The 24721-nt window shown below is 37.5% G+C and carries 20 protein-coding genes; 14 read left to right on the plus strand and 6 right to left on the minus strand.

Annotation, left to right across the window (positions count from 1 at the left end):
* Positions 1 to 26 precede the first annotated feature (26 nt).
* Positions 27 to 776 (plus strand): succinate dehydrogenase/fumarate reductase iron-sulfur subunit, encoded by a 750-nt coding sequence (locus ACM46_RS06225; protein ID WP_048505779.1) that lies wholly within the window; start codon positions 27 to 29, stop codon positions 774 to 776.
* A gap of 54 nt (positions 777 to 830) precedes the next feature.
* On the opposite strand, the gene ACM46_RS06230 is transcribed toward ACM46_RS06225, so the two are convergent.
* On the minus strand, positions 831 to 1604 hold the full coding sequence (locus ACM46_RS06230; protein WP_048505780.1) for a cyclase family protein: 774 nt from the start codon (positions 1602 to 1604) through the stop codon (positions 831 to 833).
* A 383-nt stretch (positions 1605 to 1987) separates the two neighbouring features.
* Complete coding sequence (locus tag ACM46_RS06235) at positions 1988 to 3001, minus strand: nucleoid-associated protein (RefSeq protein WP_048506143.1); 1014 nt, start codon at positions 2999 to 3001, stop codon at positions 1988 to 1990.
* 437 nt (positions 3002 to 3438) lie between these two features.
* Between ACM46_RS06235 and ACM46_RS06240 the strand changes: the two genes are divergently transcribed.
* The 7 genes from ACM46_RS06240 to ACM46_RS06265 all read left to right on the plus strand — a co-directional run bounded on the left by ACM46_RS06240 (position 3439) and on the right by ACM46_RS06265 (position 8359).
* Positions 3439 to 3600, plus strand: coding sequence for a hypothetical protein (locus ACM46_RS06240; RefSeq protein WP_241485972.1), 162 nt, complete (start codon positions 3439 to 3441; stop codon positions 3598 to 3600).
* Between the two features lie 4 nt (positions 3601 to 3604).
* Positions 3605 to 3961: a DUF7674 family protein gene (locus ACM46_RS06245; RefSeq protein ID WP_048505782.1), complete on the plus strand. Its 357-nt coding sequence runs from the start codon at positions 3605 to 3607 to the stop codon at positions 3959 to 3961.
* Positions 3962 to 4041: 80 nt separating this feature from the next.
* Positions 4042 to 4173: a hypothetical protein gene (locus tag ACM46_RS23785; protein ID WP_277619844.1), complete on the plus strand. Its 132-nt coding sequence runs from the start codon at positions 4042 to 4044 to the stop codon at positions 4171 to 4173.
* Between the two features lie 48 nt (positions 4174 to 4221).
* On the plus strand, positions 4222 to 4617 hold the full coding sequence (locus ACM46_RS06250; RefSeq protein ID WP_048505783.1) for a DUF7674 family protein: 396 nt from the start codon (positions 4222 to 4224) through the stop codon (positions 4615 to 4617).
* Between the two features lie 322 nt (positions 4618 to 4939).
* Complete coding sequence (locus ACM46_RS06255; RefSeq protein WP_048505784.1) at positions 4940 to 5539, plus strand: hypothetical protein; 600 nt, start codon at positions 4940 to 4942, stop codon at positions 5537 to 5539.
* Positions 5540 to 5816: 277 nt separating this feature from the next.
* Positions 5817 to 6887 carry a thiol-activated cytolysin family protein gene (locus ACM46_RS06260; RefSeq protein ID WP_048505785.1) on the plus strand — a complete coding sequence of 357 codons (1071 nt, stop codon included), beginning with the start codon at positions 5817 to 5819 and terminating at the stop codon, positions 6885 to 6887.
* A 2-nt stretch (positions 6888 to 6889) separates the two neighbouring features.
* Positions 6890 to 8359 carry a thiol-activated cytolysin family protein gene (locus tag ACM46_RS06265; RefSeq protein WP_053082681.1) on the plus strand — a complete coding sequence of 490 codons (1470 nt, stop codon included), beginning with the start codon at positions 6890 to 6892 and terminating at the stop codon, positions 8357 to 8359.
* A gap of 245 nt (positions 8360 to 8604) precedes the next feature.
* On the opposite strand, the gene ACM46_RS06270 is transcribed toward ACM46_RS06265, so the two are convergent.
* The 4 genes from ACM46_RS06270 to dnaK form a co-directional block, all read right to left on the minus strand.
* On the minus strand, positions 8605 to 10341 hold the full coding sequence (locus tag ACM46_RS06270; RefSeq protein ID WP_048505786.1) for an RDD family protein: 1737 nt from the start codon (positions 10339 to 10341) through the stop codon (positions 8605 to 8607).
* A 126-nt stretch (positions 10342 to 10467) separates the two neighbouring features.
* Positions 10468 to 10800, minus strand: a complete 333-nt coding sequence (locus ACM46_RS06275) for a hypothetical protein (protein WP_048505787.1) — start codon at positions 10798 to 10800, stop codon at positions 10468 to 10470.
* Positions 10801 to 10960: 160 nt separating this feature from the next.
* Entirely contained in the window at positions 10961 to 12079 is a 1119-nt protein-coding gene (locus tag ACM46_RS06280) for a heparan-alpha-glucosaminide N-acetyltransferase domain-containing protein (RefSeq protein ID WP_048505788.1), read from the minus strand.
* A gap of 348 nt (positions 12080 to 12427) precedes the next feature.
* Complete coding sequence (gene dnaK / locus ACM46_RS06285; protein WP_048505789.1) at positions 12428 to 14323, minus strand: molecular chaperone DnaK; 1896 nt, start codon at positions 14321 to 14323, stop codon at positions 12428 to 12430.
* Between the two features lie 374 nt (positions 14324 to 14697).
* Here dnaK and ACM46_RS06290 point away from each other — a divergent pair, with 374 nt between their 5' ends.
* The 6 genes from ACM46_RS06290 (at position 14698) to ACM46_RS06310 (ending at position 24430) form a co-directional block, all read left to right on the plus strand.
* Entirely contained in the window at positions 14698 to 16875 is a 2178-nt protein-coding gene (locus ACM46_RS06290) for an alpha-galactosidase (RefSeq protein ID WP_173426473.1), read from the plus strand.
* Positions 16876 to 16979: 104 nt separating this feature from the next.
* Positions 16980 to 19052 (plus strand): polyphosphate kinase 1, encoded by a 2073-nt coding sequence (gene ppk1 / locus ACM46_RS06295; protein WP_048505790.1) that lies wholly within the window; start codon positions 16980 to 16982, stop codon positions 19050 to 19052.
* A complete protein-coding gene (locus tag ACM46_RS06300; protein WP_048505791.1) occupies positions 19049 to 19933 on the plus strand; it encodes a Ppx/GppA phosphatase family protein in 885 nt (294 codons plus the stop codon). The genes ppk1 and ACM46_RS06300 overlap by 4 nt, the downstream gene beginning before the upstream one ends.
* A gap of 230 nt (positions 19934 to 20163) precedes the next feature.
* Positions 20164 to 20817, plus strand: coding sequence for an NAD-dependent epimerase/dehydratase family protein (locus tag ACM46_RS06305; protein WP_048505792.1), 654 nt, complete (start codon positions 20164 to 20166; stop codon positions 20815 to 20817).
* Positions 20814 to 20969 carry a hypothetical protein gene (locus ACM46_RS23315; protein ID WP_157859430.1) on the plus strand — a complete coding sequence of 52 codons (156 nt, stop codon included), beginning with the start codon at positions 20814 to 20816 and terminating at the stop codon, positions 20967 to 20969. The genes ACM46_RS06305 and ACM46_RS23315 overlap by 4 nt, the downstream gene beginning before the upstream one ends.
* Before the next feature lie 422 nt (positions 20970 to 21391).
* Positions 21392 to 24430, plus strand: a complete 3039-nt coding sequence (locus tag ACM46_RS06310; RefSeq protein WP_048505793.1) for a choice-of-anchor I family protein — start codon at positions 21392 to 21394, stop codon at positions 24428 to 24430.
* Positions 24431 to 24721: the final 291 nt, after the last annotated feature.

Here is a 24721-nt window from a genome sequence, read left to right on the forward strand (position 1 = left end):
TTTGCCTCAACTAAAAAACAAAAATTATGGATTTACATCTTAAAATATGGAGACAGAAGGACAGACAAAGTGAAGGAAAATTAGTCAGTTATGATTTGAAAGAATTGAATCCTCACATGTCTTTTCTGGAAATGCTGGATACGTTAAACGAAAAACTGATTACCGAAGGCGATGAGCCTGTAGAATTCGATCACGACTGCCGGGAAGGAATTTGTGGCCAATGCGGCATGATGATCAACGGAATCGCTCACGGTCCTTTAAAAAATACAACTACCTGCCAGCTCCACCTACGTTCTTTTAAAGATGGCGAAACAGTACTGATAGAACCTTTCCGGGCAGAAGCTTTTCCGGTAAAGAAAGACCTTAAAATAGACCGTTCTGCTTTTGACAGGATTATTTCATCCGGAGGATTTGTATCCGTTAATACAGGACAGGCGCCTGATGCAACGGCTATTGCAGTTACCCATCAGACTGCTGAAGAAGCCTTTGATTCCGCTGCATGTATAGGTTGCGGAGCCTGTGTGGCCACCTGTAAAAATGGCAGTGCTGCGTTATTTACTTCTGCGAAAATCACTCATATGGTCCTTCTCCCTCAAGGTAAGGAAGAAAGAAGCGCACGGGTCCTGAATATGGTTGCCCAAATGGACACCGAATTATTCGGGCATTGTTCCAATACGGAGGCCTGTGAAGTGGAATGTCCTCAGGGAATTTCTGTGCTGAATATTGCCAGAATGAATTATGAGTATGGAAGGGCGTTGTTCTTCAGGAAAAAGTAGTTTTGAAGAATACCCTTGTCAAGGTTCAGAACCTTGACAAGGGTAACTTTCAGCCTAAGGATTGATAATGGCCACTACTCTGGCCGGTGCTGCTGAGCCCCCAACAATCTTCAATGGAAATACACTTACTTTAAATCCTGAAGGTGGAAGTGAGCTGAGATTAGTCAGCTGTTCGATATGTAAATATTCTTTTTCAAGACCAACGCGATGCCCTTCCCAGAAATATTCCGGGTCGTTGAGTTCTCTTGCTTTTTTGGCCATATATTTTAGTGGAAGATCCCATCCCCACTGATCAATTCCCATTACTTTCACGCCCTGGTCAATCAGCCATTCGGTGGCTTCTTTGCTCATTCCGGTTCCTTTTTCTACAAAGTCTGCGGTTCCCATCATTTTGTCGCGGTCCGTTCTGATCAGGACAATATTTCCTTTCTGAATGGTGATTCCGTTTTTATCCAGATCTTTTTTGAGATCATCAACGGTAATGGCTACAAAGTCTTCTTTGTGGGTACAGTCGATTACAATGCCGTCACCATAGCACCAATCAAGAGGAATCTGATCAATGGTCTTCGCAGGTTTTCCTTCAACCACAGGGCCATAATGCCATGGCGCATCAATATGGGTCGTGGCGTGAAGTCCCATATTTTTAATGGAATCATCTGCCCAGCCTGTCCAGTTTTTAGGAAAAAGTCTGAATGGAAGGTTTAATGCCAGTCGAATAAGCCAATGTGATTTTTTGTGTGACTTGTGCTTAATCTTTACCCTCATAAACCAGGGATCTCCGGCATTATACTGAATCGGTTTGGATAAATCTATAATAGTTGTTTGCATACGACAAAGTAAGAAAAAAGGGGCGAAATAGCCAATATGAAAAGAGGACCAATTTAAAAATTAGCCCTCTTTGATTCTTTATATTTAGAATGTCAGTGATGGATTTTGCTTTGCAAGTGAATGGTTAATGCTAGAATCAAGATTTCAGATATCAGATTTTATACAGAGGAAATTGCTGCTGGTGACTTCGGGAGCCTCAGCCACCAGATATGGGTCGGTCTATTCAATATTTCTGGATTTTTTGACATCAACTTTCTAACCTCGAATCCCGCATAGCAAAACTCATAATTTATAACGCTAAAACTCTCAAACTCGTCCCCCGAAACTCGAATCTCTAAAACCCTCTCACTCTATCTCTCTCCGACTCTCTCACTCTCGTTTGATTACACTTCTTTTTCGAAATAAAGTCTGTAATATTTTCCTTTATCATCCTCGCCCATTTCCAGCTTCTGTCTGTCGCCGTGGATATAGATGTGGAAGTTTTTGTCCAGTTTGATGATACTTTTAAAATGACGCTGGGTTTTCTTTACAGCCGCTTCACTGATCGGGAATTCTTCTGCAATATTTACCTGCATATCCTGCTCATAATCGGTCTTGAAATTCACAAAACTTTCGATAACATGCTCGTCTCCTAAAACTTCTGTAGCAAACTCATCCAGTTTAAATTCTTCTTTTTCTTTGAAAAAATTAATGGATTTATTTAAGAAATCTGCCTGATCTGCTTTTGAAACTTCAAATTCCTGTGGAAGCTGCTTGGTGATATAATCTTTGTAAACCATTAAGGCTTCCTGTGTATGGAAATATTCGTCGTCACGTTGTTTTACTTTCAGGAAGTCTTCAAACCAGTAATACATATCTCCGTTTTTGTTGTTATCAACTACAGAAAGTACGTATCCGGTTTCTTTGTTATTGTTGTAAATCAGAGCAGCTTTGTCAATTTTAGACAAACCGATTCCCTGGTCTTTTTCAATATCGAAAGTTTCTTCCTGAGGAGAAATTTTAAGGAAGGATTCTCTTTTTTCTGTTTTAAAAATTCCGATTTTATCTACTTTATCCGGACGGTCGCTTTCCTCTTCAAAAAATACAATAAACAGTTCTCCTCCCTGAACTCTTGGGTTTTCGGCAGCTTCGAAAAGATGCTTGGCGATATTCTCAGACTCCCAAAGGAATTTTGCTTTGTCTTCAAAAATCTCAGATACTGAACTGTATACCGGATTATTGACCAAATACGTGTCACTGTAAAAATGAAAGGTCTCTTCTGATTTAAAAGAACCTAAAAAGTAATCTTCAAGCAGCTCTGCCATTCCTTCTTCCAGCTTCAGCTCTTCCTGGGACAGCGTTAAAGATTCTCCGTTGATTTTATTTCCTACTCTATGTACTATAATTTTTGAAAACATGTCCTGAATAATTTGGAGTGCAAAGATATTCATTCTATTCTTTCCATCATACAAATAAATAAGCCGTCTGAAGTTTGTGAGGAATTCCTGCAGACTAAGAAAATGGCGCAGATTGCCTTTCAAATGTATATTTAAACCATTAAGATTGATGAAGGAGGAAAGGAAAGTTAAGGGAAAATCATATGATTTTTTTTCAGAGGATAGATTGTAAAGCAGGATTTTCTTCATACTCTTAAAACCTTACTCATTCTTAATGGTTTAAAATTAAAGAAACAGGTTCTCTTCATTTCGTTTTGATAAAAACCTTATCATTTTGACAGGCTTTTTCCGGCTTGGGCAGCTTTCAATATTCAAACAAAACCATGATTATCAACTAATTAAACAAAACTATTCATCAAAGGAATACGGTTGGCATCATGATCTTCAAAACAAATCATATGGACTTAAAGACCTTAAACCGCATTGACAAGTTAAGAAGATTAAAAAGCAGAGGACCCAGAACTCCAAAGTGGCTGAAACCTTATCACCTGCTTTTCATGGCTTTTCTGACCGTTTTCATCTTTGGAGCCATCATTAAACTTTTAGAACAAAAACCTTAATCATATGAACTATTCAGAAGCCGTGCAGGAAATCACAGAAATTATTCCTGACTTTGAAAATGAATTAACGAAAACCACGCCTCAGAATTCTTACAGCGTAATCCGAACCTTCACAGAGCGTATCAAAAATATGATCCGACAGAATGACAGAAATATTTTGTTCAAAAGCCTCCAAAAGATGGACAAAATTTACACAGACGGAGATGCTGCTTTAAAAAATGCAGTAGAAGGTGTTTTTATTTATTCTCTGGACAATTTTACAACATTTTGCAGTGGAGAATACAGAAAAGTGATCTTTAGTCACATATCAAAAGAGCTGCAACTCACCTATTCGAGACAGATTTACAGCCATGGCATTTAAAGTTTTATTACATTTCTCGTCTGTTTCGTTACAAAATCAAGTTTTACTTAAAAACAGAAATCACTCAAATTCAATATATTATGAAAACAAAGATCAGAAGAATTTCCGACTGGAAAACATGGAAAACCACGACTAACAGGCACAATACAGAGGTATTGGTTACTCACATTGCCGTGATTATAGGTGTTTTTATTTTTGCTGCCTTGCTGTAAATTTTGGTACACATTTCGCTGCAAGATAAATACTGAAAAATATTAATTATGATGAAAGTACAAATGCAAACTATTAATAAAAAGATAGCTGTTGAATACTTAAAATTTTTCTATCCGCCACTTCGAAAGGAAATCACACAATTATCTGTGCAGGAAAACTTTGCCGGTGTTATTCAGGCTACGATTAACTATTTAAAGAATATGCTTCAGGAATCCAAGATTTATATCATAGCCCATCACATGAAGCTTATGGACCTGATTTACAGAAAAGGGGATTCTTATGTGAGAACCATGATTGAAAACCTGTTTGTAAGATCTTTGGAAAGTTTTAAGAAACACACCAAGATTCAGCACTGGAATCTTCTTTATCATTATATGCCTGAAAATTTTCAGGTGATTTATAATGAGCAACAGAAACAGGATCAGATTTTTTTCGGTAAGTAAGAAATAATTTAATTTGTAAATAGGCTCCTCCGGCATTTTTGTTGGAGGAGCTTTTTTTGGAATTGAAGGAGATATTTTTTAAGCAATTGATGATTTTTTTGACGCAAAGTTGAAAGGTGCATGCTTGATTTTAGGGAGCTAAGAAGGTGACTGCGTCACTGATGAAGTGCGTGGAGAATGGGATGTGTTTAGTTGGGCGAATTAATTAAAAATAAAGGGTGGTTTCAGTTATTTGGGTACTTTAATTATGCTTAGCAGATATTTTTTGAAATAATATTTCACCACATGGTGTAAAATATATATTTTTGCAAAAATTAATTAAATGAAATGCTCTTTCTTACTTGTTCTGGCCGTTTTGCCCATGATGTCGTGCAGTGGAAATGATGATCCGGCGGTTGAGAATATTAAGCCTGTTGAGAAAGAAGTTTACAGTTTAGTATACCAAAATTACAGTGTTCAGAGTATTTCTGCTTACAAAGGTCCTGCAGGCCAGAAAACAGCTCCTTCAGAATCTTATCTGAACAGTTACTGGAGCACTTATCAGGAGCCTGCATGGAAAAAAATAACACTGGATCTTAAAAACAGTACCATACAACTGATTTCGGGAACATCTGCCGATATTTCGTACAGCATAAAAGTGGAAAAGGACTCTGTATTTATAAACGAAAATAACAGCCAGAGTTTTATTGGGATTTTCAGCAAAAATTACTCTCAATTTATGCTTAAAAGATCATTCCGCTACATTAAAAAGATGCCCAGGGCAAATACTGATGCCTTAGTCATTTCTCAGAAAGCTGTTTTTGGAACTACGCTTTATGAGGATATTTTTGGAAAAAACATTTTCAATACTCCTTCAGAAATGACGACTACCGGAGATGATGTTCTCTGGACCAATATCGATTATCACTATAAAAACTTATAACAAATTTTGACGATGTGTAATCAGATCTTAGAAATATCCTTTCATACATTTATTTGATCTGAAAACAGCCTCCCCCGATTCATTACCGGGGGAGTTTCTTATTATTTTTTATTTCCAATTTATATGATTTTTATCACTATTAAGAGAATTACAAACAATCATATCAATTACTTACATTTTATTAACCATCTGTTAATAATGCTTAACAAAGATTTAATCAAAAGATATTTCACCAGTATGTGTAAAAATAATACATTTGGGATCTCAAATTAAATTTATGAAAAGAATCATTTTACCCATTGTATTGCTGGTTGCAGCCAGTATTTCAACCATCTCCTGTCGTCAGGATATCAACGAAGATGCACAGACTGTTGCAGAAGCAGGAAAAGCTTCAAAAGGAATCAATCCTGTGGTAACACTGCCTTCAAAATATTTAAATTATGATGAAGTTTCCGTTGGAGGAAAAGAAGTAGCATCAAAAACCACCACAGTTACTCTTAACAGTGACCAGATGGTAGTAACGTCGCCTAACAAGACATTCATTGGAGGGGTTTACAATTCTACTACTTTGGATAACCTTTCTTACACGCCAATCAGTTATCCGGTGAAGCCCATTACGGTTTCTTACTCATTTCCTTCTGATTTTATCGTGGACACTATTGAAAAGCCAACGCTTTCAAGCATGAGATCTTCTATATTCAAAGCGATGCAGAGTGCTAATTTCAGCGGTCAGCAGTCTTTGGCTTTTGACTATAACATTAAGCAGTTCTCTTACTACAGTGAACTTAAAATTGCATTCGGTGCTAATGTCAATATCGGAAGTATTTTCAGTATTGATATCAGCGGAAGCAACAATAAAGTGAAGAAGAACACAGGGATTTTTGCCAAGTTTACTCAGAAAAACTTCACAATTGATATGGATCTTCCGGATAACGGAAACATTTTCAAAAACGAATCTGATCTGAATCTGGCAGCTTCTAAAAATCCGGTTTACATCAACTCTATCACTTACGGAAGACTGGGAATTATCTCTCTGGAATCTGATTATTCTTACAACGAAACTGCTTTTGCTTTAAAGGCAGCTTTAAATGCTAAAATGGTCAATGGATCTATCAGTATTGATGTGCAGAGTAAAAAAATTCTTGAAGAATCTGACCTGAAGGTTTACATTCTTGGAGGTATAGGTTCTGATGCGGTACAGGTAGTACAGGGTTACCAGGGATTCATCAACTTTGTGGTGAACGGAGGCCAGTTTACAGCCAGCGCACCGGGAGTTCCTATTAACTTTACAGCAGCTCATGCAGGAGACAATTCTGTATACTATACAACGTTTACTGTAGAAAAATAATCATGAAAAAACTGATTTATATAATGGCAGCCATCTCTATGGCTGCTTTATCAAGTTGTACGAATGAGCTGGACAAAGCTGAGAATCAGGAAATGGTCCGTACTCCTCAACAGGTGGTAAACATTACATCATTCGGAACTTATCCGTCTGCATTATCGGGAAAAAGCAGAAGCATGCTGGCTAAAGGCGGCAATGCAGAAGAATTTACGGAAACAAAAGAGTTCGAATCTTCTGAATCTATCGTGCTTCCTCACCTTCAGATGTATATTTTCCCGGGATCTCTGCTGAAAGGCAATTCTATACAGGATATGAATTTTAAACCGATTACGGCTTCGGTAAAACCTGTTACTGTTTCCATGTCGATTCCTGCACTGAATAAAAAAACAGCATTTACGATTGACCAACCTTCTTTATCCAAAACAAGACAGCTTGTACAGGATTATATTCAGTCTGCGGATTTCACGCAAAACGGAACATTAAGCTACAGTGTTGAGCAATTCACTTCTTATGACGAACTTAAAGTGGCCTTCGGATCTAATGTGAATACAAGATCACTGTTCGGAAAAAGTTCTTCCACTACGAATATTGAAGAAGGAATGATCGCTAAAAGAACAGGATTCTATGTGAAATTTTACCAGACCTCTTTCACGCTGGATATGGATATTCCTGCGGGATCACTGGTGAATGATACGAACCTTGACACAGGCGGTATAGAACCTGTTTATGTGAATTCTATTTCTTACGGAAGAATGGGTGTTTTAACGATTGAAACCAATGAATTGGCAGAAACGGCAAGAACGACCATTAATGAATCTTTCAGTAAATTATTTGTAAAAGGGGAAAGCTATCTGACACAGGATGAAAAGAACTTCCTGAACGGAGCAGATTTCAATCTGTATTTAATCGGCGGAAGCGGAGTAACTGCAGCCCAGTCTTTCAAAGGATATGAAGCTTTTGTGAATCATATTTCAAAAGGGACGTTCTCAAAAAGTCAGCCTGGAGTTCCAATTTTCTGCTCTTATTCTTACCTGAAGGATAATTCTCCTGTGAAAACAACGTTCAAGTTTGATATTAAAAATCCACCGGTCTATGTAAAGCTTGTGAAAGAGAATGTGACGAGCGGCCGTAACAGAAATGTAGACTTAAAGCTTTATTTCTATTCGAGCAAGAGCCAGACCAACACAATTGCTCATCCAAGCATTCGCTTTGTGATCAATAAAATATCAAAAGTAGGTAGAAAAAATGGCGGCATGAACGGACCATGGACCTACACCACCACAAATGAACCTATTATTCTTCAAAATGCCGGAATGAATATTAATATGAGTATTCCCAATCAGGTACTTTCCCGTGAGAACGGGCCTTGTGTGCCACGGGGAAGATTCGGGTGTGAAGTAGTACCTATTTACACGGAAGAAGTGGAATACAGTATTGCCCCAAGTGACAAGTACAACTATCTTGTTATAGATTAAAAATATACTTTACAGATGTATGATCTGGTTACCTTATTGGTTTCTCTGGTCTAAAAAAATCTCCTCTGGCGAATTGCCGGGGGAGATTTTCTTTTAAATGCTTCATTTATCGCAAGGCTAAACAAAGTTTCTTTCTTCCTTGAATATTTTTAAAGATAAACAAAGCCACTTCGTTTAGGAACGTAATACAAACTTAAAAGATGTCAATCTTTTCTGTCTGGTAATTACTCTATCCCTAATTCAGGTTATTTAAGCTGATTAATATTAAAACGCATGTAAGGATTATCTTTTCTGTCGACTCTGTATAACTGACGGTGTTTCAATGAATCTTCCACCAGAATTTCAACGGAAAAACCTTCATTGGGTTTTAGGTTTTCTGCTTTCAGATAAATATTCCCATCGGTCTGCGGATTTTTGATTTCAACCGGAAAATGATCGGTCCATTTTACTTCCCCTTCAAGATTTTTTACAGAAAGTATTTTCCCGCTTTTGCCATAATTCCGGAAAATAATTCCGATGGAGGTTCTGCGGAACTCATCTTCTGACCAGAAATTAGGTTCTTCCAGAACGGGAGAACTTAGAGTGTAGATATTACTGATTTCATATCTTTTGCCGTTTTTAAAGAAATCTACCGCATTTCTGAGGTGATCATCCATCTCATTAAGATTTTTTGGGGCAGCGTTCAGAAAGTCCTTTTTATCCAGAATGTAAGTCTGTGCAGTATCTTTTTGCTGTTGATATGCTTCTCTGACACTCAGAAAACTTGCGGTATATGTTTTAGGCTGAATAATCTTTTTACAGATCACTTCGTTGCCATTTACCTTTTCCACTTTTAAAATAACCACTTCGTACTCATGATATCCCAAATCTCTCAAAACATAAGCCTGATCTGAATTGATATTCTGAATACTGTTTGCATTAAAGCTGTAAATAAAATCCTGGGTCAGTTGATTTTCTTTCTTGGCTTCATAATTTTCAATCAACTTATCTCCGAAGTAATAAAACGCGATATAAGGAATAAAAACCAGTAATATAAGCAGAAGATAAGAGGTTTTGAATCCCGTTCTCTTTTCTTTTACCACATGGGTATTGGATAAGGAATCATGCCATCCTGTTTTCCAGAAAAATGATACCGGATTAAAAGGAATACTTCTGCATAATGTTCTCTGAAAAATATTTGAACCGGACGGATGCTTGGCCAGATAGTTAACGACTCTGGATTCTGTAAGGAATTTTGCCGGCGTAGATCCGAAAACAATTTCAAAGAAAGGATAATAGATCATTCTCAGAATAAAAATAAATACCAGTAAAGCGAATTCATTTTTAAGAAAAATTTTTAAAAAATGACTTTTCGAGGAAGCATCCAAAATAACCATCAATAAAGGAAAAAACACCAAAAGCATAATCAGGGTATCAATGATGAAATGGAAAAACCGCTGGACTTTCGGAGTGTCTTTTATTGTCGTTCCGGTTTCTGTAGTAACGGCCTCCAGCGTTTTCGCTTTTTTTATGGTTTTCAGTATATAAAAACTAAGAACCACATAAGCCAATGAAAGTACTGCATTGATAAAAACAAAATAATGCAGTTTTACCCCGTCTCCAATTTTTAAAATACTTCTTATGATATAAATGATATAACTGGGAACACTTACAAGATTTGAAATTAAGATGACAGAAAAAGCAAATGCAATGAGTCTTGTATCTTTCCCTTTTTTGATAAAGAAAATAATGCTGCCTAAAAACAACATACCGAGAATAAAAAACTCCCATACATCAAAAGCTGTTTTTGTAGTCCCCAATAGAAGATACAATGGTTTGAAAAGCCAGAATATACTTTCTGATTCCTGTGTTTCCGCACCATAAACAGTAGCATTTTTGATCACATAATAGGTCTTTCCTATGGCAATCATGCCCAATAATGAAAGAAAAAAAGAAGAAAAACCTATAATGTAGGATTGCTTTTTTGAGTAAATATGATTCATGTAATGTTATTTATTTTTCGCAAAAATAGAAAAATTTGTTAACTGCTGTTTTTTTACAAGATTATATAAATAAAAAAAAGACGACTTCAATAATAGAAGTCGTCTTTTTATATTGTCACTGAAAAATTATTTTTTTAAATCAGCTTTTACATCTTTATAGCCGTCTGCCACTGCATCTGCTCCTTTTACAGCAGTCTTTTCAACGCTTTTCGCACCTTTGGTTGCTGTTTTACCTACCCATTTTGTGCCACTTTTAACTCCTTTTTTCGTTGCTTTTGCTCCTTTGGTTGCTGTTTTACCAACCCAATTTGCCCCATCTTTAACTCCTTTTTCTGTTGCTTTTGCACCTTTATCAATAGCAGTGCCTACATTTTTTGCTTCTTGTTTTACTGTTTCCTGAGCATGCACGGCTGTTGCAAATAAACCGAAAGCTAATATGGCTAATACATTCTTTTTCATTGTCTTTTTTTTAAGTTAGTATGATAGATATAACATAAAACAAGCCAAACCTATATGACAAAAAAAGATTAATAAATAATTTAATCAAATTGGGAAAAATTAATAACTATCATTTTTCGTTCCTGCTTCTTTATGATCCCCTTCAATAGGTTCAAAATGATTATTTCATGACGGCTTCGTCCACTGAAATAGGCTGTTCAAGAACAATCACCGGTTTTTTCTTTTTCTTCAGAATAAGATCCAGCAATTTCTGAACTGAGAATGTCAGAACTATATAAAGCAGGATAAGCATCAGGACAAAGCCTATTCCATGTTGTCTGTATCCGAAAATACCTTTACCCCAGGAGATTAAAATCCATTGGATCATGTACATTGAGGTTAGATTTCTGCTGCAGTATTTTAACGTTTCGGTGAATTTATTTTCTTTAATTTTTGAAGTGATCCGGAAAATGGCCCAAAGGAAAATCAATGTCCATCCGGCAAAATAAATAACGCCACCCGGTCCCATATGATAAAAACCATTGTAGTTATAATCGCCGTATAGAAAGACCAAAGGAGCGCCAAGTGCTATAAACAAAAGCCCGATATACAGCATGTTTCTGAATAATTTTCTACTGTCATAGTTCAGCTCCTGATACCATTTACCAAAAAACATCCCGATGATGATAAATGATATCCAGGGAAACACAGGAAAATAAATATAAGCAGGATAATCGTTGCTGAAAAAAAGATCGGAGATATAATTCAGAACAGGATAATCAATATGAATTCCGCTTACTTCTCTGGATACAGCTGCAATCAATAGTCCTATCGCTAAAATACCATACTTGTTCTTCACATATTTTCTGATAAAGCCAACAAATAATAAAGAGATCCCCGCTAGCTGTAAAATATCTCCCAACATCACTAAATACATATACTGCTGCTCTATCGGGCCGTGCCATCCATATTTCTGAATAAAATTATCCGGGGCAAATCCGAGAACTGCAGGAACAATAAATTTCATAAAATTCATGAAGAAAGCGGCTAGTAAAAGCAGTCCGCCACGCTTTATTGAACTTTTAAGGCTTTGATGACTGGAGGTCATAAAAGTAAGTCCCATGCAGATCATAAAAATGGAAGTTCCTCTGCCCAAAAAGACAATAAAGCTTCCGATAACCGATTCTGATTGTGATTTTACATTGGCGTAGATGAGTAAGGTATGGATAATGATCATCCCGATTACACTCATCCCTTTTATTAAATCCAGCGCCGCAATTCTTGTGATTGGCTGTTTCATAGTTTTTTTAGTTTTTAAAAATACTGCAAACCGTACCATGAAATAATTGATTGAGATTATCCGGTAACCGTTTTACAAGGAGTAAAGTTATTTTTTTTCTTAAAATTTTATTTATTCTAAATAAAAACAAATATACAAGTTAAAAGTAAATAACAATTCATTTTATTTATAAATTATCATGAATATTATTTAGTCACCTTAAATTATCCTTCTGTATATGAATGGATTACTTTCAACATTTATAAATTATTTTTTAAAAACCTGATATCCAAACAATAAAAAAACCGCAACAGACAATGCCTGTTGCGGTTTTATATGTAATGTAAGCGTTCTGCTTACCGTGATTACTTATTTTACTTCTTCGAAGTCTGCATCCTGTACATCATCAGCTGCACCTGCATTACCTCCAGGGTTTTGAGCCCCTGCTCCGGCTTCTGCCTGCTGTCCTGCTGCATACAGTTCTTCTGAAGCGGCCATCCATGCTGCGTCTAAAGCTTCAGTTTTAGCTTTTACATCGTCTGCATTTTTAGCTTCGAAAGCTGTCTTTAATTCTCCGTGAGCTGCTTCGATAGCTGCTTTTTTGTCAGCTGAAAGTTTTTCACCGAATTCTTTTAACTGCTTTTCAGTCTGGAAGATCAATCCGTCTGCTTTGTTGAAGATTTCAACTTCTTCTTTTCTCTTCGCATCAGCTGCAGAGTTTTCCTGAGCTTCTTTCTTCATTCTTTCGATTTCTTCGTCAGAAAGACCTGAAGAAGCCTGAATCTTGATGGTTTGCTCTTTTCCTGTTCCTTTATCTTTAGCAGAAACGTTCAGGATACCGTTCGCATCAATATCGAAAGTTACTTCAATCTGAGGAACTCCTCTTGGTGCCGGTGGAATATCAGAAAGATCAAATCTTCCGATTTCCTTATTATCGTTGAACATTGGTCTTTCACCCTGTCCTACTCTGATGCTTACTGCCGGCTGGTTGTCAGAAGCTGTAGAGAATACTTCAGATTTTTTGGTTGGGATCGTAGTGTTCGCTTCAATTAATTTAGTGAATACAGATCCCATAGTCTCGATACCTAAAGAAAGAGGGGTAACGTCAAGAAGTAATACATCTTTTACGTCTCCTGTTAATACTCCTCCTTGAATAGCAGCACCAATAGCTACCACCTCATCCGGGTTCACTCCTTTTGAAGGTTTTTTCCCGAAGAATTTTTCTACTTCTTCCTGGATAATCGGGATTCTTGTAGAACCACCTACTAAGATTACTTCGTCAATTTCAGAAGTTGACAGACCTGCATCTTTCAATGCTTTTGCAACAGGCTCCATAGATCTTCTTACCAAGTCAGAAGCTAACTGCTCGAATTTCGCTTTAGTTAAACTCTTCACTAAGTGTTTAGGACCTGTAGCTGTAGCTGTAATATATGGTAGGTTGATCTCAGTCTGAGGAGAAGAAGATAATTCAATTTTCGCTTTTTCAGCAGCTTCTTTCAATCTTTGAAGTGCAATAGCGTCAGATTTTAAATCTACCCCTTCTTCAGCTTTGAATTCGTCAGCCATCCAGTTGATGATCACATCATCAAAGTCATCACCTCCTAAGTGAGTATCTCCATTTGTAGACAATACTTCGAATACACCGTCTCCTAAATCAAGGATAGAGATATCGAAAGTACCCCCTCCAAGGTCATATACTGCGATTTTCTGATCTTTATGGTTTTTATCTAAACCGTACGCTAATGCTGCAGCTGTAGGCTCATTGATGATTCTTTCGACTTTAAGACCAGCAATTTCTCCGGCTTCTTTTGTAGCCTGTCTCTGAGCATCGTTAAAGTAAGCCGGAACAGTGATTACTGCTCTTGTTACTTCCTGTCCAAGATAATCTTCAGCAGTTTTCTTCATTTTCTGAAGCGTCATTGCAGAAATTTCCTGTGGTGTATATTCTCTGTCGTCGATTTTTACTTTTACGGTATCATTTGGTCCTGCTACTACTTCATAAGGCACTCTTGAGATTTCTTTAGCATCTTCCTTAAAATGAGTCCCGATAAATCTTTTGATAGAGTATACAGTTTTCTTTGGATTCGTTACAGCCTGTCTTTTTGCAGGATCCCCTACTTTTCTTTCACCATCTTCAGTAAATGCTACAATAGACGGAGTTGTTCTTTTACCTTCCGCGTTCGGGATAACAACAGGGTCTTTTCCCTCCATTACAGCAACACAAGAGTTGGTTGTTCCTAAGTCAATTCCAATTATTTTACTCATAATATTTATATTTTTTCTAATTTTTATAGGTTAATTTACACTCTCAATTTCTCAATATCTGTACCATTCAAAAAATTATGACAAAATGACACAATAAAAATAAAAACCTCGTCTTGATCAAACTTTCTGTAAATTAATCTGGAAATATTTTCAGGAAAAACTACTATAAATTAAAAAAACAGAGCAGGTGTAGAACCATTTAAAAAAAGCATTAGATATTGATGACAGAGAATGAAGATATAATTTAATTATCATTGGGAATACTATCAGCTATATGGAAAAATATGCTACCAACGGACAGTTTTGCCTCATAAATTATTATGCAGAACACTCTTAATATTTTTTATATTTTTATAAAAAATTACACACATCACATGAAAAAAGTTGGCTTACTTATTATGTGTTATGTCTCCCTCTGTTTTGGAACATTACAAGCGCAAAAAAAAGATCCTGTTATAATAATTTCTACAGAAAACACTACACTTGCATACACAATAAATACTAAAAACCAGCTGACCCAATTATACTTTGGACAAGCTTTAAAAACAATTCCGGATTATTTACTCATCAATTCCCCTTCCTTTCCTGCGCTCATCACACAAGGAACCGCCCCTGTTCGCGAGCCTTCGCTGGGAGTCGTTCATGCTGACAACAACCCGTCATTAGAACTTCAATACTTTAATCATCACACAGAGGTAAAAGGAAATATACAATCTACTGAAATCCAACTCAAGGATCCTCAATATCCGTTTTTTGTATCATTACATTTTAAAGCATATAGGAATGAAAATGTTATTGAACAGTGGATTGAAATAAAACATCAAGAAAAGAAACCTGTCCTATTAAAATATTATTCTACTGCATTTCTTCAGCTGCAAGAACAAAACTATTATCTCACTCACTTTTTTGGAGACTGGGCAAATGAAATGCGTATGCAGGAAAGTCTTCTTCCGGAAGGCATTTATAATATAGAATCTAAATTAGGAACACGGGCAACCAACTTTGATCTGCCTTCTTTCATGCTTTCAATAAATACTCCGGCCAATGAAGAGGATGGAAAAGTATTGGCGGGAACACTGGCATGGAGCGGTAATTTCAAATTAGCTTTTGAAAATATTCGTTATAGTGAAGATGTTGGACATCTCTTGCAGATTTTACCAGGTATTAACAATTATGCGTCCGATTATACTTTACCTCCCGATACTCTTTTTACAACCCCTTCTTTTATTTACACTTATTCTTATACCGGAAAAGGGCAGGCTTCCCGAAACCTTCATCAATGGGCTGTCAACTATGGAATTTATAAAGGAAAAGAAAATAAATCAACTCTTTTAAACAATTGGGAATCAACTTATTTTAATTTTGATGAGCAAAAGCTCTCCGGTTTGCTGAATGAAGCACAAAATTTAGGGGTAAACGTTTTCCTTTTGGATGATGGCTGGTTTGGAAATAAATATCCAAGAAATAATGACAATGCCGGATTGGGAGACTGGGAAGTTGATCGTAAAAAACTGCCCAATGGTCTGCCATTTCTGGTAAATGAAGCTAAAAAGAATAATGTAAAGTTGGGCATATGGGTAGAACCGGAAATGGTGAATCCCAAAAGTGAATTGTATGAAAAACATCCTGAGTGGATCTTAAAATTGTCCAACAGATCGGAAGACCTACGCAGATCCCAGTTAGTACTAGATCTTACAAATCCTAAAGTTCAGGAGCATGTTTTCAAAGTTGTAGACAATATTCTTCAGGAGAATACCGATATTGCTTATATAAAATGGGACTGTAACCGGTATATGACCAATAGCTTTTCCAATTACCTGAAAAACAATCAAAACAACCTGTTTATTGATTACACTTTAGGTCTTTATAAAGTGTTGCAACGCATTCGCCAGAAATACCCGGATGTGGAGCTAATGTGGTGTAGCGGCGGTGGCGGTAGGGCTGAATATGGAGGCTTAAAATACAGCAACGAATTCTGGCCTAGTGATAATACTGATCCTTTACAGCGAATATTCATTCAATACGGATACTCTTATTTTTTTCCTATGGGAATCCAGTGTGCCCATGTAACTAACTGGGGAAAACAATCTCTGAAATTTAAACTGGATGTTGCCATGAGTGGCAAACTCGGATTTGATATTAGGGTAAATGAAATGAGCAGCCAGGAACTCAAACTGTCCCAAAATGCACTGAACAATTATAAGAATTTCCAAGAAGTTATCAATATAGGTGAAATGTACCGGCTAATAGCTCCTTACAACAACCATTATGCAGCATGGATGCTGATTGATCAATCCAAAAACAAAGCATTGCTATATACTTATAATCTTCAAACTCAATTAGGGGATCATTTTACTCCGATATACTGCAGGGGACTTGATCCTGATAAAAAATACCAGCTCAGAGAACTCAATCTTGAAGATGAAGACCATCCTCAACTCCCTCAAAACAAAAAAATATTCTCAGGAGATTTTCTAATGAAAGTAGGGCTCCAATGGTTTTTAAAAGGAAGCTTAAAAAGCAGCATTATTGAACTGAAAGCTGTAAATTAAGTATAGCTCAAGCTCATTATCAGATAAAATTAATCAAAGTTTAACTTTAGAAAGTTAAATTAAACTTTACGAATGCCTATTTTTGATAAAATATACACTTTAGAATGTCAATACACTTTAATCCGCGAGATATCACATGGCTTGCTTTCAATGAAAGAGTTCTGCAGGAAGCTATGGACGAAAATGTCCCTTTACATTTAAGAATACGTTTCCTGGGAATTTTCTCCAACAATTTAGATGAATTTTTCAGAGTACGTGTAGCCGGATTAAAGCGTGCTATGGATTTTAAAGAAAAAGTAATTGCCGAGTCTTTTTATCAGCCGCCGTCAAAAATCCTTCAGCGGATCAATGAAATAGTAATCAGGCAGCAGCAAAATTTTGATAAAACCTGGAAGCACATTCAGACTGAAATGGCAACCCACAAGGTTTCTATCAAAACTTCTAAAAATCTCACCGCCAAACAGAAAGAATTTGTAAGACAATACTTTGATGAAGTGGTGGAATCTAATGTGATTCCCATCCTTCTTCACGAAAATACGCCTATGCCTTATCTGAGAGACAAGAGTCTGTATCTTGGGGTGGCCATGAGAAAAAAAGACTGGCAGTATTCCAGTAATTATGCGATTATTGAAATTCCGTCCCGTTTTGTAGGAAGGTTTGTCCTGCTGCCAACGGAAGATCCGGAAGAAAAAAATGTGATGCTGCTGGAAGATGTCATTACTTTCAACCTTCCGCATATTTTCTCTTATTTCGGTTATGACGAATTTGCAGCCAATGCCTTTAAAGTAACCAAAGATGCCGAACTGGAGCTGGATAATGATATCCGCACCAATTTCGCAGAAAAGATAGAAAAGGGACTTAAAAACAGAAGAAAAGGAAAACCTACCCGTTTTGTTTTTGATAAAGATATGGATAAGGCTCTGCTTGAACTCCTGATCCGAAAATTAAATTTAACGAAAAAAGACAGCATTATTCCCGGTGGGAAAATTCACAATTTTAAACATTTTATGGATTTCCCTGATGTTTTTGAGGCCTACGAAAGACCTGTGGAAAGAACTTCTTTCACGCATCAGGCTTTTGAAAACGGAGAGAGGGTAACGGATGTTATTTTAAAGGAAGATGTTCTTCTAACCTTCCCTTATCATAAATACAATCCGGTGATTGACCTTCTGCGTGAAGCCGCCATGGACCCGGATGTAAAGTCTATACAGATCACCGCTTACCGCCTTGCCAGCAGTTCAAAAATAAGCAACGCACTGATCTATGCCGCCAGAAATGGTAAGGAAGTAACTGTTATGCTGGAACTTCAGGCCAGATTTGACGAAGAATCCAACCTCAATTGGAAAGAAATGCTTGAACCTGAAGGCATCACTGTGCTCATTGGTCTTCCGAATAAAAAAGTACATGCTAAACTTTGTGTAATCAAGAAAAGATCACACAACAAGACTATTCAATATGGTTTTGTAAGTACCGGAAACTTCAATGAAAAAACAGCAAGAATCTATGGAGATCATTTGCTGATGACTTCGGACAGAGGTATCATGGCAGATATCAATAAGGTATTCAATGTTCTGAAAAAGCCTAAAGATGATTTCCTGCCTATTTTGAAGACCTGTAAAAATTTAATGATCTGCCCGCAGTTTATGCGTGAAAAGATTGTTCACCATATTGATAAGGAAATTGAAGAAGCTAAAGCAGGAAGAAAAGCGGAGATTATTGTCAAGGTGAATTCTATGAGTGATAGAGCTTTGATTGAAAAACTGTACGAAGCCGCTAACGCCGGAGTGGTTACCAAAGCCATTGTAAGAGGAATCTACTGTCCTGTTAATCAGAAAGAGTTTAAAGAAAAAATAAAAGCCATAAGCATTGTAGATGAATATCTGGAACATGCAAGGGTAATGTACTTCTACAACAAAGGTGCGGAAGATATGTACATCTCTTCTGCCGACTGGATGACCCGTAATCTCGACTACAGAATTGAAGCAGCTGCAAAGATCACCGATAAGGAACTGAAGAAAGAATTAAAAGATATTCTCGACATTCAGTTGAGAGATAACGTAAAAGCTCGTATTTTAGACAAAAAATTGAGCAACGAGTATGTCCGCAACGAAAAAAAGGAATGCCGTTCTCAAATAGAAACCTATAAATATTTAAAAGCTAAAACAAGCAAGAAATGAAGATCGCAGCGATAGACATAGGAAGCAACGCCGCCAGACTTCTGATCAATGAAGTAAAGATCAGCAACAGAAAACCAGAATTTATAAAACTTAATCTTTTAAGAATCCCTCTGAGGCTGGGCATGGATGTTTTCACCATGGGAATGATTGGTGAGGAAAGAGAAAAAATGGTCATTGATTCCATGAAGATTTTCAGCGACCTGATGAAGATCTATAAGGTAGACCACTACCGGGCCTGCGCCACAAGTGCTATGCGCGATGCCTCGAACGGGAATGAAATCATAGAAAAAGTTCAGGAAACTTCAGGAATCAATATAGAAATTATTTCCGGTGACGAAGAAGCTACATTAATCTACGAAAACCATGTTGCAGAAGGTCTTGATAAGGAATTCGCCTATCTGTACATTGATGTGGGAGGAGGTTCCACAGAGCTTACTTTTTATGAAAATGGAAAAATGGTGTATGAAAAATCCTTCAATATAGGAACCATCCGTCTTCTGAATAATCTGGTGACTCCAGAAAACTGGCAGGAGATGAAGGAAGAGATCAAGCACAATATCGTCAGTAAAAAACCTATTGTAGCGATTGGTTCCGGTGGAAACATCAATAAGGTTTTCTCTATGAGTAAAACTAAAGACGGAAAACCAATGACCCTTGCTCATCTTAAAAAAGTATATAAAGAATTTAATGCACTTTCTGTGGAGGAAAGAATGACAAAACATACGCTCAGAGAAGACAGAGCTGATGTTCTGGTTCATGCTTTGAGGATTTTCAACAATGTAATGTCCTGGTCTGATATCAACAGGATTTTTGTTCCTAAAATTTCTGTTGCAGACGGACTGATTCACAATATTTACAGCAACCTGCACAAAAAAAAATAAATTTACGACACGCTATATCATAAAACCCGGCCAGCTTTTGACCGGGTTTTGTTGTATAAAAAATCACTCTCTTTTAATTGGTTTGCCATAATAATAAGATTACAGATGTTATTTTATTTACTGTATTATGCAATCATTTCATATTATTCTTCAGAAATGTAAAATTTTTGCTGTAAATTTAAAGTAATACTAAATCTTAATACGTCATACATCATATCAACAGAGAAAAAATGAATCCGATCAAAATAATTCTTACAGGAGCAACCGGTATGGTAGGTGAAGGGGTATTAATGGAATGCCTTGAAAACCCGAATGTGTCTGAAATATTGAGTGTAAGCAGAAAGCCCTCAGGAAAAACCCATCCGAAACTCAAAGAATATCTCGTTCCTGATTTTTTATCCATCAGTCCGGATGACGAAAATCTTAAAGGCTATGATGCGTGCTTTTTCTGTGCGGGAGTCAGCAGTGTGGGCATGAATGAAGAAGATTACACCAGGATTACTTATGATACTACCCTTCATTTTGCTCAAGTGGTTTTAAAACAAAATCCGGAAATGGTTTTCAACTACGTTTCAGGGGCTTCTACAGACAGCACAGAAAGTGGAAAACTGATGTGGGCCAGGGTAAAAGGCAGAACGGAAAACGCTTTGAAAAAATTAGGATTCAGAAATGCGTTCAATTTCCGTCCGGGATTCATGAAACCGGTTGAGGGTCAGATCAATGTAAAATGGTTCTTTAAACCATTTATTTGGTTTTTTCCTGTTTTTTTTCCTTCAAAATCATTAACTTTACACGAAGTGGGCAGAGCGATGATTAATGGGGTGCACAAAGGCTATCCTACATCCGTTTTAGAAATTAGGGACATTAAAAATTTAGCAATATGAGAGATATGGTAAAAAGAATCGTTCTCGTTATTTTTGTACTCCTGGTTCTCACTGCAGTTTCAGGGTATTTTTATATGCAGAAACATCCACTTGAAGGAAAAACAGCGGTAGAGAAAACATTGAATTTTTCGGGAAGCAAAGTGAGTAAATAGTGAATAGTGAATAGCGAAGAAAGCAAAAAGGCAAAATCGCTGATTTGCTAATTAGCTTATTAACCGACTTGCTTGTACTATTCTTTTTGCTGTTTTGCCATTTCGCTAATTCATCTAATTAACCCGCTTACCTGCAATATCCTTTTTGCAATTTCGCCTTCCCTGCTATTTTGCCTTTCGCCTTAAAAAAATCCAATAAGTAAATACACTAATTTGTATATTAACCAACCCACTTGTATTATTCTTTTCGCTAATTTGCTTTCTTAGCCTTCTTAGCCATTTACCTTTTCACTCATTCCCCATTCATATTTTCCACCTTTCCACAACATCTGTTACCTTTTTATTAAACATTTATTAAAATTCCATTAAAATACTTGCGATGTATAAAGTTCATTTTTGCATAAATCTAATGCACGTAAAAAATGACCAACAACTATCTATTAAAAGGATCTGTCATTGCCGCATTCTTCCTTCAGGGCGGGCTTTTCGGACAGACGCTTATCCATTACTGGAATTTTAACAATAATACTTCTGCAGCATCCATTACAACCCCTTCTTCCACATTGGTCGGAGGATCTCTTGCCGCCATAGCCGGAGGAACCAGCGAAATAGATTTTGCAGGCGGTACCGGACAAAATTTTAATGTAGATAATTTCAATACAAGAAATGGAGATCCTTCCGGAACCCATTTAAGATTCAACAATCCGATTGGAGGAGCATTACAATTCAACCTTCCTACAACCGGTTACCAAAATGCCATTGTAAAGTTTACCACCAGAAGATCCGGACAGGGTGCAGGAACTCAGACATGGTCTTATTCAACGAACGGAACCACTTTTGTGCCGTACCAGACCGTGAGCCCACAGGATGCAAATCCTCAGCTGATCACTTTCGATTTTTCCGCTGTTTCAGGTGTTTCCAATAATCCTAATTTTAAATTAAAAGTGGAGTTCTCAGCAACTGGAGGAGGAACGGGAGGAAATAACCGTTTTGACAATTTCACCATGGATGCCACTGCTTCCGGAGGAACAGACACTACTCCGCCCACAGCAGCTTACCTTCCCGCCAACAACACAAATAATGCTTCCATCTCTGTAAATCCAACTATTTCCTTCAATGAAAATGTAAGACTTACAGACAATTCCGCGATCACCGATTCTAATGCACAAAACCTGGTAGAATTCCGTTTGGGAAATGCTTCAGGTACTCAGGTTCCCTTTACAACAACTTTCAGCAACAATAAAATCACAGTAATTCCTGCAGCCACATTGACTGCCGGACAGACTTATTATCTTGCTCTTAAACCTAATACAGTTGAAGACTTTAGCGATAACGGTATTACGACGGTAACTTCCACCAGCTTCACGACCGCAGGAACCACAGTTTCACTGGATAAAAATTTCATTAAGGTGAATGAAAATGCAGGGACGCTGGCTTTCAAAATCAATGTGACCAATCCTTCGGCGGCAACGGTAAATCTTGTCGTAAAACCTGCCCCGTTCAGTACTGCGGATAATAATGATTTCACACTGGCCAATCAGACCATCAATATTACTCCATCCACAACAAGCTATACCGTCAATATTCCCATTATTGATGATACACTGGAAGAACAGCAGGCAGAATATTTCGTACTGAGCCTTGAAAATCCAACCGGAGCAACCATTTCCGGAGACAATACGGCCACTGTTTATATTGTGGATAACGACAAACCTGCTCCGGTTCCTTCCGGGCAGATTCAGTTGAATTATGTAGGCAGCTTTGATCCTTCAGGAAACAATAACAGTTCTACCGAAATTGTAGTTCATGATCCTGCTACTCAAAAGCTATTCACGATCAGCTCATTGACAGACGTTTTTGATATTATTGATTTCACTAATCCTACGGCTCTGTCGGTCGTTAGAACAGTCAATATGGCTCCATACGGAGGAATTACAAGCATTGCGGTTAAAAACGGTATTATTGCAACCGCTTCTCCGAATGCAGATCCTCAACAAAATGGCTCTGTTGTGTTTTTTGATATCAACGGAAATTTCCTGAAACAGGTAAGTGTGGGAGCTCTTCCGGATATGGTGGCTTTCACTCCGGACGGAACGAAAGTGATTACAGCAAACGAAGGTGAACCCAATGATGCCTACACCGTAGATCCTGAAGGAACCATCAGCATTATTGATATTTCAGGAGGGATCGGAAATCTTACGCAGAGCAATGTCACCACTCTGAATTTTAACAGTTTCGATTCTCAGGTAGCCGCTTTAACAGCGACAGGACTTAGAAAAATAAGAACGAATAATACGCTTTCGCAGGATTTAGAACCTGAATATATTACTGTAAGTGCAGACAGCCAAAAAGCCTGGGTAACGCTTCAGGAAAACAATGCAGTCGCCGAAATTAATTTAGCCACAAAAACCATTTCCGGCATCTGGGGATTAGGTAAAAAAGATATGAGTCTTCCGGGTAACGGTTTTGATGCTTCGGATAACAATGGTGAAATCTTAATCGCCAACTGGCCTGTAAAAGCTTATTATATTCCGGATGCGGTTCAGAATTACAAAATAGGAAACACCAACTATATCGTAACCGCTAATGAAGGTGACGAAAAAGATCTTTCAGGATACAGCGAAAGAACAACGGTGGGAGCCAATACTTATACACTGGATCCGGCCCTGTTTCCTCAGGCCTCAGTTTTAAAAGCCTCTCATAATCTGGGAAGATTCAGAGTTTCCAGCGCAACAGGAAATACGGATGCAGATGCTGACTTTGAAGAAATTACCGCTTTAGGAGCACGTTCATTCTCTATTTTCAATGCTGATACCAAACAATTGGTTTATGACAGCGGAGACCGTTTCGAAAGGTATATCGCAGCCAATCATCCCCTGATTTTCAATGCTGACAATGAAAGCAACGGAGCGAAAAACAGAAGCCGTGCGAAAGGTCCGGAGCCGGAAGGAGTTGCTTTGGCCACTATCAGCGGGCAAACATATGCTTTCATTACTCTGGAAAGAACCGGAGGGGTAATGGTTTACAATATCTCTGATCCCAACAATCCTACATTCACAGATTATAAGCATTCGCGCTCAACATCTGCTTATGGTGGCGATAATGGACCTGAAGGTATTACCTACATCGCTCCGACGAATACCACCACCGGAAAAGGTTATATTATTGTTGCCAATGAGATCAGCGGAACATTATCAACCTATGAGGTGGCCACTCCTATTACTTTAGGGACAGGTGAAGTAAAAACTGAGAAGGCAACATTCACGGTATTTCCAAATCCTGTAACGAAAGGGAATACACTGTATTTCAACAGAGCACAGGATTATGAATTGTTTGATATGTCCGGGAAAATGCTCGGAAAAGAGAAAAATGCTTTAACGATAGACACTTCAAAACTTTCCACAGGAGTTTATCTTGTGAAAACATCTGAAGGAGATGTGAAGAGAGTGATTGTGAAGTAGCCCGAGGTTGCGGGGTACGAGTTTTTTAGTTTCGGGATGCGGGTTTCGAGATACGGGATATGGGTTGCGGGGTTAGAAAGTTGCGTCAGTACATCAATCCAAAAATATTGAATGAACCGACCAATATCTGGTGGCTGAGGCCCTCGAAGCCACCAGCAGTAATCTCTTCTCTCTAAAATCTTACCTCTTCATTCGCCCTTTCTAACAATAGAAATGTCTTAAAAATATAGTTCAGTTGATAAGGTCCCGGATTTTCCGGGGCTTTTTTGTATATTCATAACGGGACTTAAA

The sequence above is a fragment of the Chryseobacterium angstadtii genome (genome assembly GCF_001045465.1).
Lineage (GTDB): Bacteria > Bacteroidota > Bacteroidia > Flavobacteriales > Weeksellaceae > Chryseobacterium > Chryseobacterium angstadtii.